Below are 14,550 nucleotides of genomic sequence, written 5' to 3' on the forward strand. Positions count from 1 at the left end.
TCAAAACCACTTGCCCTTGCAGGGGACTGGAAAACGCCTCCAAAGTCGGCGTTTTATTAAATTTACAAATGGAAACAGGTTAATTGGAATCACTCTGATTTTTTTCATTTAAATGTTTTAGGTAAAGCATATCCAGTAATTCCGCTTCTTCCAATGGGATCAGCATTTCTATTATTCTCAAAAGACTTCCAACATATCTTTCAATATTTATAGTACTCCCAGTGCTGACCTCAATTCCGTCTAAAGCAAATTTTGCTGTTTTAAGTAAATCCGTTATCATACAAAACAGATCCCTATATCCTTCAACACTAATTTCAATATTGTGTATGTCATTTCTTGTTTCAAATGTCGGCTTGATCAGTACAAAATAATGCTCTGGGTTCTCTATGAGCTCGTTTAATTTGATTTTATCTTTTTCCATAATTTCTAATTATTTTATTTTCTCTTGTTAATTTTCAACTTCATTCAGCCGGTCGATTTCATTTTGTATCAAAATTTCCGCTTGCTTTTTAAAATTTTTGCATCTTTCTTCCACTACCTGATAATATAAATAATCAACATCGTTAGCCTTACTAAAGCGTAGCGTGTTAGGCTGTTGCTTAATGAGTTTAAATATGGATTTGTCTTCAGGGGTTTGTCGGGGAAAAAAGTCTGTAGTTATGGTGGTAAAGTATTCGCACAGATTAAATAAATACTCTAATGCAAAATGATTCGGAGTGTAGCCTATAAAGACACGGATCAAAGACAAACAGATTTGCTCCACTATTTGATGAAGAGCAGACATTTTTACTTCATCCGAGCTAGAAGCATCATCATCATTATATACCCAGCCCCAGATTGTAGCAATATTATTCTTCCTCCATGCTATATAATGCGATGTAGATTTTAAATTCCTTTTTGGAGTTTCGCTAATACTTAAATAAGGAGGCTTGTTAATATCTTGAAATAACAGCTCTGCATTCTGCATGATCTGCCAAAAGAAAAACTGCTGGTCTTGACAAAGGTCTTTAAGACTCTGTACGTGGTGTATAAGAACAGTAGCGGTCAAGGAACCCTGAGTCTTTGTTTTTATCTTGTCACTTATGTCATTGCCCGCATTTTCTTTGGTTTCATGTACAAAAACTAAGAGGTATAAATGACTATGTTCTTTTTGTAGTTCTTTATCAGGATAAATTTTCCTGCTCGAACTATAAACTGTTTCCTGCCTGCCAAAACAATAAATAGCAGATGTTTTAATGTGGTCTGTAATTACTTCCTTCAACTCTTTTTGCTGTGAAAATTCAATTGCATTCATAATTTTACTTTTTTAGTTAATAAATTATCCGAAAAATTGTATTTTTGTTTAATACACAGCAAGTAAGCAATAGATTATACCGTACCGAACTAACGGTAATTGTATCTCACAAAAGCGGGCTTGTTTTTTACCAAAGCCTTTTTTTTAAAAGAATTTTAAATATCTTTGAGTTATGAATACAGCAACAAAACCAAAACATATTGGTAGAAATATCAGCCGAATTAGAGAGCTCAGAGGTATGAAACAAGAAGCATTAGCTAACGCTATTGGTGTAAGCCAGCAGTCAGTCTCTAATATTGAAGGAAGTGAAACAATTGATGAAATTGTATTAGAAAAAATTTCAGCTGTTCTAAATGTCTCTACAGAAGGTATAAAACAGTTTAGCGAAGAAGCTGTATTCAATATAATAAACAACACTTTTACTGATAGTAGTTCCAATAACAACAATTATCTATGTTCAATCAATCCATTGGATAAAATTCTAGAACTTTACGAACGTTTGTTGCAAGCTGAAAAAGATAAAATAGCTTATTTAGAAAAGTTATTGAAGGATAAATAATTTAGTCTTAATACCAACATAGACAACCAATCAAAGAGCCTTGCAATATTTGTGAGGCTCTTTTGTTTCCACATAACTTAGATTATTAATTTCTCAAGATATCCACAAAAATCCTCCTGGAAAGGGTCAGAATTTTGTGAATTTTAAAAGAGGCATTGTTTGAAAAAGCACGCTTCTTTTATTATTTTTTAATATGGGTTTGAGAAGCTTACACTTTCAAAAGATATTAGAAATTGATTGTTAAAGCTTTTTTTTATAAGTTTGGCCTTAGACTTTCAAAAACTCCTAGATTGACACGTTTCAAGGGATACTTTGTTTAGGATTTCAATTTAATCGATAGCCTCTCTTTAAGTTTATCTTTTATCATCTTTCTATAATAAAGTATTAAATCTGGTTCCATACCAACCATCGATTTTACAAGAACTTCAGATGCATGTTTATTTATCGCCGATAAAGGTAAAGCTGTATTATTCAAGAAATTAAAAAAATTGATACATGTTGAAATCACATTTGGATTGTTGTTTATAGAAAATTGTAAGTTTTCTAAAACCATTAGGTAATAATTTTCTCTACCACCAATGTATTCTATGAATTCTTTTTTTAAGGTATCATAACTAATATTAATGCCCAAATAATTTGATTTTAACAAGAAACGATAAAAATTGGAATTGCATTTTTCAGGGTAATAGGTTAATAGATACTTTTCTGGATTTAAAAAATTGGTATTGAAATCAGAACCAGTCCTAAATTGGAAAACGGAAATATCGCTACTGATGTATCTATGATTTTCTCTTATTGAAAGATGTAAAGAATCAATCATATTGTTCATAATAGCATTTTTAAATTCATTTTCTTTTTTTGGAAGTTTTAAAATAACATCTAATTTTTCTTCTACTAAATCAATTTCGCAGTTCTTATCTATCCAATTTAATATTGATTGTAAAAAATCAATCCTAGTCTTTTTATTTCCTTCTGGATAGAAAAAATTCTCAACACCTTCACTCGTAATATTCATACTCAATGTCGATTCATGGGAATGTTCCTCTGAATTTATATAGCTTTCAATTTGACACCTCATGTTGTAAGAAATGACAAATTTATGCTTGAACTCAAATTTGAACTCTCTTTCTAAAAAAAAGAAGAGCATGAGAGAAGTAAAATCCAATGCAAATTTTAATGATTGATTTTGAGTATCAATATTTACTGAAGAATTATTCGGTACTGTTATGAATTTACTTTGCTTATTACCTGTTAAATGTAAATATGCATCAACGAAATTTCTTTTAAATACGGCACTTACTAGGGCTAAATATCCAATACGATAATTGTAATAATCATCAAAAAGTTTATCATTCTGTATTTTTTCTTCAGAGCCAGTGGTGCCAAATTGCTCTACAAGAAATTTTGTAAAATCATTTATATCAGGAGGAAGTTGCAATGAATATAATCCTAAATCATTGACAGGATTTTTTGCTTCTTCTTCAATTTCTCGGAATAGATTTAAAGCGTCATTAAAAATTTCAACAATTGTAATGTTGTTTGTCTGTTTAGTCATTGGATGAATCTGGCTAAAAATTTCTCCATTTTTTTTGCCTAACAATTCTTTTTGCAACCCTGTTGACTTTGTAATTTGTATTTTTTCTCGTCTATCATCTATAAGGTATACCACCCAATAACCCAATTCAACCGTTTCAAAATTTTTAAAAAAATCATCAAACAACAAAGAAGTACCAAAATAATTCATTCTGGCTTCAGTGTTATTTTTATCCAATGCCAAATTGTATAAAATTTTGAATCCTTTTTCAATATTTTTTTTATTACGTAATAAGACACCCGCAATATAAAGACCAATCTCATCATTCTCAAAAACATCAGGAATTGAAGATGAAATTTTCACTATTCCATTACAATTATGTGTCATTTCAAGCGTTGCGAGATACCAATATAAATATTTTTTGTTATTCGGAAAATGACTAAATAACAATTTGTCTATTTGTTCGAGTTTATTTAAATCATGTAATCGCGCACATAAATCATGTTCCAAACATAACAACTGTTCATCAATATAGTCACTTGTATTTCTCCAAAATTCTAGTAATTCCAACAGCTCTTTACCTTTGCCTTTGGGCGTATCTTCTTTATTTTGTAACAGACTGTGAAGAATAAAGATGTGTAGTCTAAGAGATTCGGACACTACAGATTTATCGATGTAAGTATCCATAAAGTTTAATGCTTCAAGGGTCTTACCTAAACGATCTAAATTTTCAGCAATGAGGTTTTTACAATTGGAATCAAGCGAAAAATTGCCCTTAATCGAGTTTAATAATGAAAAAATTTCCTCTAAATCGAACGGTAGATTATGTTTTAACTCAACAGTGGATTTCAGTATAGTTTTTAAATCTGCTATGATGAATTTTTTCCTTAAAGCTTTATCAAGATGGATTATAAATTTGCTTTCATCATCAACATGCTGCTTTATAATATCGAAAACATTTATCAAGTTGAATAAGTGGCGTTCATCAATAATTTCAATAGAATTCAAATAGTCATTAAACAATATTTCAATTTCTTCACCTCTTCCAAGAAAATGAAGGGCTACCGATTTAAAAAGATAAAATTCTGCATGTAATTCACCGTTTGAATTTTCATATTCGACTAAGCAATCTAATGATTTATGAAACTCTTTTTGATGATTTAATATTTGACAAAAACAGTGTGAATAAAACCAATACGGTTTTTCTAATTGGTCGTATATTTTTGTTAAATCATTTATACACTCTTCATCATTTGTATTCGCATATTCAAGATAATTAAGATAGAATCTATGATGTTTAGTACTTTCATAAATTTCGGTGAACTCCAAAGCATTAATATAAAATTTCAAAAGCCTAATAGTTGAAAGTACATCAGGATCATTTTCAATAATAAAATTTTCACCAGAAACATATTTAAGAGTCAAACTGTTTATAGCCTTGCTTATTAATAAGTCGATAGCTATTATCCATGCCTGCTTGTTATCAAAATTTAAAACTTTATATCTGTCAAAATCGAATGTTAAGTGAAGTCCATAATTCTTTAAATCACCAAAAAATCGAATTTTATGTGTGCTAATTATATGATAAATGATACTATGCTGGTATTTATAATCCTTTAAAACAATTGGAGGAACGGTCTTTATAAATTGCGTAAAATCATTTGATGCAAAAGTTTTTACAATCCAAGCAGTACCATTATATTCATCCGAAATTAGAATGTCATCTGCTAAATTTATCGCTTTTTCGGAATCTCCTAAATTTAAGTATTCGATGCAGGCTCTGTATTTTATTGTTTCATCCTTAATGTTGAGATTATATGCTTTGATAAAATCTTGTGCGGAATCTTCTTTTGTAAAATCTTCCAATTCTCTTTTACAAAGAGCTTTTAAGTAAAGTAATTTACTCGTTATCTTATTATCTTTTTTAGCATTACTTTCTTTGATTCTGTTTTCCAAATTGGTGAGTAAACCGAGAGCTGTTTTGGGTTTGAATGCTAAAATCAAAACATGGATTTGATTTAATTGCTCCCTGTATTCAGTAAGAAGAAAAGATAGGCTATCAATAAAATTAACAATCGTATTATTATTTCCATTAACTACATCACCACCATTTGTTTCAATGGTTCCATTAATAATATTTTTGCTTGACTCCATTTATTTAGACATTTGATTATTATTATCACCGTTGATGAAATTTCCTCCTCCAGTATTTACATTTCCGGTTATAACATTTTTACTGTTTGAAATTGCATTTACAGCTTTAGGCATTTTTTGAATAATCTCCTTTAAATAGGCTTCGAATTTCGGGTCGTCTTCAATAGAGTTATTAATGATTGCGGCTGCATTGCTTAGTTTCTCAACATCTTCTGGGTTATCTTGTAACTCTTTCAAAATCTTCTTTGGTTCATGATCTTTGTAAAACAATGATTTTATCCAATTGTAAGCGTCTTCTGAAACTTTTTCACTTCCTGTTTCAAATGCTTTATCCACTCCTTTTTGAGCTAGTGCTGTCAAAAATGCTGTTACTGCTACTGTCGTAATTATTGGCATATTAATTGAGTTTTTAATTGATTTCTTCTGATGTTAATTCGTTAATATAAGACTGTAAATTCATGTAACTTTATTTACAAATTAATAAATTTCATTTTAGTTTAAAAGGCACTAAAATTTATTTACATTTGACGTTAAATGACAAAACTAAAACATAACTTTGTCAATAAGCGTCAAAAACTATTAATTTTTCAACTGTAACTAATGTAATACTTTATGTTGTTAAATAGGATTTAAGGTTAAAAATAAAAACCAATAATTTCAAAAAAATACAATCATTTAAATGGCTAAACAAGCTAAACCCAAAAAAGAAAAAAGCATAGAGGAAACCCTTTGGGATTCTGCCAATAAACTGAGAGGCACCGTAGAATCATCTGAATATAAACACGTAGTACTTGGGTTAATCTTCTTGAAGTTTGCCAGCGATAAATTTGTGGAACGCAGAAAGGAACTGATTGCCGACGGCAAGGAAAAATACCTGGAGATGAAGGAGTTCTACAATATGTCGAACATTTTCTTTTTACCTGAAGAATCGCGTTGGTCGTTTATTATTGAAAATTCCAAGCAAAGTGATATTGCTTTGAAGATAGACACCGCTTTGCATACCATAGAAAAGAACAATCCTGCCCTAAAAGGCGCTTTGCCCGACAACTATTTCTCTCGTTTGAATATGGACGTGAGTAAGCTGGCGGCTTTGTTGGATACCATCAATAATATTGACACCATCAAGGACAAACAAACCGACATTGTAGGTCGTGTGTATGAATATTTCCTGAGTAAGTTTGCCTTGGCCGAAGGAAAAGGGAAAGGCGAATTTTACACCCCAAAAAGCATCGTTAATCTTATTGCCGAAATGATTGAACCTTACAAAGGGGTTATCTATGATCCGGCTTGCGGTTCGGGTGGTATGTTTGTGCAATCCATTAAGTTTATTGAAAACCACCACGGAAACAAAAAAGAGATTTCCATTTATGGTCAAGAATATACGGCTACGACTTATAAACTAGCCAAAATGAATCTGGCCATTCGCGGAATTTCGGCTAATTTAGGTGATGTTGCTGCGGATACTTTTGGAAAAGATCAGCATCCCGATTTAAAAGCCGATTACATCATGGCGAATCCTCCGTTTAACCAAAAAGACTGGAGAGCTGCTGACGAATTGAAAGACGACCCACGTTGGAGAGGCTACGATGTGCCACCAACGAGCAATGCCAATTATGCCTGGATTTTGAATATGGTGAGTAAACTTTCCGAAAACGGAGTTGCCGGTTTTATCTTGGCGAATGGTGCCTTGTCAGGCGGTGGCGAAGAATACAAAATACGTAGAAAATTGATTGAAAACGATTTGGTCGAAGCCATTGTAATTTTGCCACAAAATATGTTTTATACAACCAATATTAGTGTAACGCTTTGGATTTTGAATAAAAACAAAAAAGCAAGAACAGTTATTTTACCTGATGAAACCAGAAATTATCGTAATAGAGAAAACGAAATCTTGTTTATTGATTTAAGAGAAAAAGGAATTCCGTTCGAGAAAAAATATACTCAATTTTCCGAAGATGATATTCTAGAAATTACACAAGCCTACCATAATTGGCAAACTAATTTAGAGAAATATAAAAATGTACCAGAGTTTTGTTACTCAGCAACATTAAAAGATATTGCTGAAAAAGATTTCTCATTAGTCCCTAGTAAATATATATCTTTCGTAAACCGTGATGAGAACATTGATTTTGATGATAAAATGAAAGTTTTACAAAAAGATTTCTCCGAATTATTACAACTTGAAACCCAATCTAAAAATGATTTATTAACTGTTTTCAAAGAATTGGGGTATGGCATCAAATTATAAACCTATTGGCGATTATATTCAGTTGGTTGATGAACGCAATACGGGATTAAAAGTTACCACATTGCTTGGTTTGAGCGTATCTAAACAATTCATTAAATCTGTTGCCAATATTATTGGTACAGATATGGAAAACTATAAAATAATTCAAAAGAATCAATTTGCGTGTTCAACAATGCAAGTTCGACGAGATAGAAAAATGCCAGTAGCTTTATTCTCTGAAGATTCTCCTGCAATTATTTCTCAAGCGTATCCTATTTTTGAAATAATTGATACAGCTATTTTGCTTCCCGAATATTTAATGATGTGGTTCACCCGTTCAGAATTTGATAGAGAAGCTTGTTTTCATGCTGTTGGCGGTGTCCGTGGTAGCTTAGAATGGGAAGATTTTTGTGGAATGAAATTACCAATTCCTTCACCAGAAAAACAACTTGAAATTGTAAAAGAATACAATATTATTCAAAACCGTATCAAACTCAACAACCAACTTATTGCTAAACTCGAAGAAACTGCACAAGCAATTTACAGACAGTGGTTTGTTGATTTTGAGTTTTCAGATGAAAATGGTAGGCCTTATAAAAGTAATGGAGGGGAGATGATTTGGTGTGAGGAATTGGAGAAGGAAATTCCTGAAGGGTGGGAATATGATAATTTAGGAAGTATAATTGAAACAATAAATGGATATGCATTTAAAAGTGATGAATTTTATGATATTGGAAAATATCCAATTTTAAAAATAAAAAATATAAAAGCACCTTATGTATATATTCAAGATGATACTAAATACTTCAATAATAACCTACCTAAAAACCTAGATAGAATTATTGTCTCAAAAGGAGATATACTTATATCAATGACGGGATCAGGAGCAAATCAATTAAATTCAGCTGTAGGTCAAGTAGGTAAATATTACTTTAATTTTCCTTCGCTCTTAAACCAAAGGGTTTGTAAATTATCACCAATCCATTTTTATTTTAAAGAATTTGTTTATCAATATGTCTCCTCTAAAGAAATTCAGACTGCACTTTTGAATGGATCAACTGGAAGTGCAAATCAAGCAAATATATCTCCAGATCAGATCAAAGAATTAAAAGTATTAATCCCATCAGAAAATTTATTGATTAAATTTTCTAAAATGACTAATGTAATAGATAATTTTAAAGGCCTTGAAATGAGTGATAAACTTGAAAACCTGAAAAATTTATTATTAGCAAAAATGACAAAAATTGAAACTGAATTAAATTCCTAAATAAAGAATGTATGGCAAATTTTAAGTTACTTTTTTCGGACTATTTTAACATCGATAAATCTAAGATGGATGAATATGGAGCACTTAATATTTGTCTTTCGGCTGACATGCCTTTATTCATAGATCCGTTCTTATTGTTTGCTTCTGATGATCATAATTATAAACAATTACACCAGAATTTAATAGATCACTTATTAATTCTTAAAGAAATAGCTATTGAAGATAAGGATGCTGGTATAGAAAATAGTATTTTTAGATTTCCAGAAATAAAACAAAACTGGTTAGGAGTTTCTAAATTTGGAAATGAAGGTCATGGATTAGGTAAAGATTTTGCTAAAAAAATAATTAAATCCTTTAATGGGTTTTACAATTCTTTTGGAGATGAAGATATAACTTCCGAAACACACATTGAAAAGCTGACTATTTTAAATCCAGGAATTGGAAGGGACTTCATCAGTGATTTTACAACCAATTTAATCTATGATTACTTATTGACCTACACTGAAAATTTTGCCTTAAAATATCTATCTCAAAATCAAATTCAAGAATTTAGTGTCAATTCAATATTTGACAAAAGATTCAAACGATGGATGCCTAAAAAGTATCAATTACCATACTTGTATTTGGAAGAAAGAGGAGATTTCATCATATTAACCCCTTTGGATATTTTAACCAAAGATGAATCTGCAATTAATAATTCAGAGTTTTATTCTAATTTTTTATCTGTAGCAAATAGTATTAAAAATGCTGATTTAAGGAATTCAATAAACGAATATTTCAGAAGTTTACTTCCAAAAAAACCGACACAAAAGGATCGAACTTATGCAATTAGCAAAACAGCAAGTCGATTTCCCGATATTATAGATTATTATATCAAATCAAAAGAAGATAATAAAGACACTGTAACTAAATTAACTAAAGACAGAATCAAAAAGCTTACTTTCGAACTTACTGAAGCACTATCTTCATTGGGTGATATTTTGTTTGAGAATAGTGATTTTTATAAAGTACTTCCAAACAGTTATGATGAAGCATTAAAAAGAGTACATTTTTTAAAAGATGTAATTGAGAATAATGATGGCTATAGAGTTTTTTACAGTGACGGAATCCCTATTGCAAAAGAAGATACGATTCAGCGAATATTTAAACTTACATGGTACGCAACACCATTTGATGTAAATGCTGAAGTTAACAACGGTAGAGGACCAGCAGACTATAAAGTTTCTTATGGCGCTAATGACTCAACAATAGTTGAATTTAAGTTAGGAAAATCATCCTCATTAAGCAGAAATCTTTCAAATCAAACAGATATTTATAAAAAGGCATCAAAATCAGCCAATGACATCAAAGTTATTTTATGCTACACTGAGGGAGAGATAAAAAATGTTGAAAGAACATTAAGTAAATTAGAGTTATTAGATCAAGAAAATATTGTACTTATTAATGCTTCGCCTAAAAAGTCAGCATCATTAGTTAAATAAAATTTGAGGAACTTAAGGGATGCTGTAATTATATTGGCTTGAAATTGATAACACATAATTAAAATTATAAATTATAAAAAAATGAAAATAATATCTTTTGGAGTGAACAATTTTAGAGGTATTGCTGGTGGATTAGAATACAATACCATTGAGTTTAATAACTCTAATACAATCTTTCTTTTAGGACAAAACAATGTTGGTAAATCAAGCTTTTTGAAAGCTTATGAATTCTTTTATAAAAATCCTACAGCTACAGTTGAGGATATTTACCGAATGAATCCTGAAAATATTATTGAGTTTGAATTAGTCCTACAATTAGATGAATTTGACTTTAAAAAAGAATCGATTGCAAATAAAAAAGAAGGTCTAAAAAAATGGCTTAATCCTGATAATTTGCTTAAAATCAAACGAGTCCTTAAACCCAAATCAGGTGCTAAAATTTCATTTGAAAAGACAGAAAATTACACTTGGGATTATAATGAAGATAAATATGTTGAAAAAAATTATGGGGGTATTGGATTAGATACTGTTTTTCAAGCTGCATTACCTACCCCAATTTTCATAAAAGCAATGCCTACCGAAGCAGAAGGAGAAGCAATTATTAATGAAATACTTAAGCAAAAGGCTACTGCTAATTTAGAAGATAAAGATCGACAAGAGTTAAAAGAGGCACAAGCTAAAATTCAAGAATTACAGGATAAACTGTACAACCCTGAATCTATTCAATCTTACAAGGAAGAAGTAAATAAATATTTCCAGTCATTGTTTCCAAATACTAAAATTGAATTAAGTGAAAAAGATAAAGCTAAGTGGACTGAGAATTCAATTGGTAAAAGTTTTGCTATTCATTTTGAACAAAATAATAATGGAGAAAAAGATGAAACAATTCCAACTAGTCATGAGAGAATTGGCCATGGTGCAGTTAGATCTGCCATTTTTTCATTGTTGTTAATGAAGGATGTTGCCGAAGAATTTGAAAGAGTAGATAATAGAAAGGATTATATTGTACTATTTGAAGAACCTGAGTTGTTCCTCCACCCTAAATTAATGAAACAACTTCGTACATTGATTTATAAAGTAAGTGAAACAGATACACCTTATCAAGTATTGTGTGCATCGCATTCACCACAGATGATTGACATTACAAAAGACAAATCTTCATTAGTAAGGATGATTAAACACAATGAAGGAACAAGATTATTTCAAATAAACGATGAGTTTTTAAAGGATTCCAAAGAAATTAAGACTAAAGAAGAATTAAAGCAGGAAATGAATGAGGTTCTTAGATTTAATCCTTTTATATGTGAATCTTTTTATGCAGATGAAGTTGTCTTAATTGAGGGACCAACGGAAGAGATTATTTTAAGAGGATATTTTAATGAAATCCAAACAGACAAGGACATCTTTGTAGTGAATTGCGGCACAGTTAATAATATTCCTTTTTTTCAAAAAATATTTTCACGTTTCAACATAAAATATCATGTTATATGTGATTCAGATGCTGCTGATGTAATGGAATTAGATGATCTTGGTTTAATCCCTTTTGAGACAGGTATTCAAAAATCAATCTATCAACAATTAAAATCGGATTACAAAAAAGCAGATTATTCTGTTGGCTTATTCCAAGTAAATGTTCCTACGTTCGAACCATCTCATCAACAAGAAACTATAAATGATTATTTAAGATATAGTAATGATTACTTAGTAACAGATGGTAAGCCATATAATGCAAATTTATATTGGAAAGATGTTTTACAACCAAATTTAGGTACGGAAGAAATAAACAACGTGCCAATTGTAAAGTTCCTAAAAAATATAGTTAATCATAATTAAGTTACTAAACAAGAAAGAAGATTACAATGTGGTATAAACAAATCTCTTTACTTTGGAGATAATATAAATTAACAGATATAGAAAACTTAGATTATGAATACTGAAATTTTTAGGCTTGCCGCAATTTTATATGCTGATAATAATTATGAAGTGAATCCAAAAACAATTCATAGAAAAGTAATTGAATCATTATTTATTGAAAATCAAAATAACTTTCTTGGTGTACATTCTCTAATTGATTTGATTAAACAAAAATATAATTTAGACTTTACAGTTGAAGAAATAAATGAAATTGTTTCAGATGGATTTTTTTTTAGTACGTCATCGTGTAAAGTAGAAGAGTTGAAAATCACATTAACTGCAAAGCGATACGAAACAATTGCAGGAAAAATAACGTCTAATAATTTAGAATATTTTATTTCAGAGTTTCACAAAGCAAATTCAAATTATGAGTTTGATGATATTCGGAGTGTCATTTATAGCTTTTTATATGAAGTATTTCAAACTAATATTACAAGTTTCTCTAAATTAATTAATCCAAATATTAAAATTGAAGAACTTGTGAATATTAATGATTACAATTTAACGATTTTAGAAATAGAAATTATTAATGGCTTTTTAAATTGGGAAAATGATGATAAAAATAAGACTATTTTTGACATTTCAAATTTGGCTCTAGAATATTGTCTTCTCACGAATAAGAAAGGCAGTAATTTTAAATTAGAAAATCTAAAAAGCAAAAATTTTTTCTTAGATACTAATATTGTCTTAAGGGCGATTGGAGTAAATGGAGAGAATAGGAAAAATAGAACTTTAACCTTTTTGCAAAAATTTAAAGAAGCAAAAGAAAATTTATTTATTTCAAAATTCACAGATGAAGAATTAAGAAAAACAATTACTTATCATATTAATCAGATATCAAAATATAGTACAGCTAGAATAAATTCTTCAGTATTTAGCAATTTTAGTAAGAGTGAAGATTTTATTGAGTATTATCATAGATGGAGAAGAAATCGTGTTAATGATTCATTAGATTTATTTTCATCACATATAAATTCTTTAGTGAGTGATTTAAAAAATAAATTTGAAGTTAAAAATGATTTTAAAGACTATTTTGATATAAATGATGCCAATGTTGATGAACAAATTAAAGATAAAGCATCTCAAATAAATACATTTAAAACATTTAATAAAAATGTACCTTCCAATATGGAAGGTTGTATAAATGATGCTAAAAACATCCATTTACTTGAATTTTTGCGCAATGGTCATTACAATAATATTTTTGACTGTAAATATTATTTTATTTCTTCCGATCAGTACTTAAGAAAATGGGATTATACTAAGAATTCATCAATTCCAATAGTTTTACTCCCGTCACAGTGGATGAGTATTTTATTGAGATATTTAAATAGAACAAGTGACGATTTTAAAAGTTTTGTAAGTTTTTTAAACATCAATAATGGTGAAAAAGGAATTTCTAATGAGAATCTACAATTGATTCTTAACGGTATTTCTGAAATCACCACTGATTTCACACAACAAAACAGTATTATTTCTGAAATGATTAATATAGGTTTTAAAGGGATTTTGGAAAGAAGTAATTCTGAGGATGATATTATAGAAAAGGCTAAATTATTTGCAAAATCAAAATTAGAATCAGATATAGAAGAACTACAAAAAGTTAATGCACAATTAGAAAGTAAATTTGAAAAATATCAAGCTAATACTTCGACAGCAATTGAAAATTTAAAACAGAGTAAGGATAGCGAAAAGAATTTAAAAGATATCGAAATTGAGAAGAATAGTAGGGTTCGGCAGGAATTAATAAATACAAAAGCAAAACTTGATTTAAACAAATACAAATCAAAAGCATACTATTGTATTCCCGTTACTATAATTTGTTTGATTTTTTTCTTTTTACTATTTACATTTCAAAATAGTTCATGGAATATGGTTGCGGTATATACTCAATATGCTAATTCTTTAGATGAGGGAACTATGCAAAAAGAATTTTGTAAATGGTTATGGCTATTGCCAACTACTTTATTTATAGGGTCTCTAATAATAATTTATCAAAGACTTTTAGAAACAGATAAATTAAAAGAAAAATTAGCTGAGTATAAAGAAAAATGGAGTAGAGAAATTAACCAATAAATCTCCGAACACCAATTAGAACAAGTCTTCATCAACTCGCTTCA

At 29.6% G+C, this 14,550-nt stretch carries 10 protein-coding genes; 6 read left to right on the top strand and 4 right to left on the bottom strand.

From position 1 onward, the window contains the following. Nucleotides 1-79: 79 nt before the first annotated feature. Both IRZ80_RS05980 and IRZ80_RS05985 read right to left on the bottom strand, forming a co-directional pair. Nucleotides 80-421, bottom strand: coding sequence for a hypothetical protein (locus IRZ80_RS05980; RefSeq protein WP_194640648.1), 342 nt, complete (start codon nt 419-421; stop codon nt 80-82). 27 nt (nt 422-448) lie between these two features. Next, entirely contained in the window at nt 449-1,294 is an 846-nt protein-coding gene (locus IRZ80_RS05985; protein ID WP_194640649.1) for a hypothetical protein, read from the bottom strand. A 172-nt stretch (nt 1,295-1,466) separates the two neighbouring features. Here IRZ80_RS05985 and IRZ80_RS05990 point away from each other — a divergent pair, with 172 nt between their 5' ends. After that, nucleotides 1,467-1,853, top strand: a complete 387-nt coding sequence (locus IRZ80_RS05990) for a helix-turn-helix domain-containing protein (RefSeq protein WP_194640650.1) — start codon at nt 1,467-1,469, stop codon at nt 1,851-1,853. 316 nt (nt 1,854-2,169) lie between these two features. Here the strand turns inward: IRZ80_RS05990 and IRZ80_RS05995 are convergent, their stop codons facing one another. Continuing rightward, complete coding sequence (locus IRZ80_RS05995) at nt 2,170-5,541, bottom strand: PIN domain-containing protein (RefSeq protein WP_194640651.1); 3,372 nt, start codon at nt 5,539-5,541, stop codon at nt 2,170-2,172. Next, on the bottom strand, nt 5,542-5,937 hold the full coding sequence (locus IRZ80_RS06000; protein ID WP_194640652.1) for a hypothetical protein: 396 nt from the start codon (nt 5,935-5,937) through the stop codon (nt 5,542-5,544). 283 nt (nt 5,938-6,220) lie between these two features. Between IRZ80_RS06000 and IRZ80_RS06005 the strand changes: the two genes are divergently transcribed. The 5 genes from IRZ80_RS06005 (at nt 6,221) to IRZ80_RS06025 (ending at nt 14,506) form a co-directional block, all read left to right on the top strand. Further along, nucleotides 6,221-7,789: a type I restriction-modification system subunit M gene (locus tag IRZ80_RS06005; protein ID WP_194640653.1), complete on the top strand. Its 1,569-nt coding sequence runs from the start codon at nt 6,221-6,223 to the stop codon at nt 7,787-7,789. Further along, nucleotides 7,773-9,035, top strand: coding sequence for a restriction endonuclease subunit S (locus IRZ80_RS06010; protein ID WP_194640654.1), 1,263 nt, complete (start codon nt 7,773-7,775; stop codon nt 9,033-9,035). Before IRZ80_RS06005 ends, IRZ80_RS06010 begins: the two co-directional genes overlap by 17 nt. Before the next feature lie 11 nt (nt 9,036-9,046). Beyond that, nucleotides 9,047-10,516, top strand: a complete 1,470-nt coding sequence (locus IRZ80_RS06015; protein ID WP_194640655.1) for a hypothetical protein — start codon at nt 9,047-9,049, stop codon at nt 10,514-10,516. 81 nt (nt 10,517-10,597) lie between these two features. Beyond that, nucleotides 10,598-12,349 carry an ATP-dependent nuclease gene (locus IRZ80_RS06020; RefSeq protein WP_194640656.1) on the top strand — a complete coding sequence of 584 codons (1,752 nt, stop codon included), beginning with the start codon at nt 10,598-10,600 and terminating at the stop codon, nt 12,347-12,349. A 93-nt stretch (nt 12,350-12,442) separates the two neighbouring features. Beyond that, complete coding sequence (locus tag IRZ80_RS06025; protein WP_194640657.1) at nt 12,443-14,506, top strand: hypothetical protein; 2,064 nt, start codon at nt 12,443-12,445, stop codon at nt 14,504-14,506. Nucleotides 14,507-14,550 lie beyond the last annotated feature (44 nt).

The sequence above is a fragment of the Flavobacterium sp. HJJ genome (assembly GCF_015351475.1).
Lineage (GTDB): Bacteria > Bacteroidota > Bacteroidia > Flavobacteriales > Flavobacteriaceae > Flavobacterium > Flavobacterium marginilacus.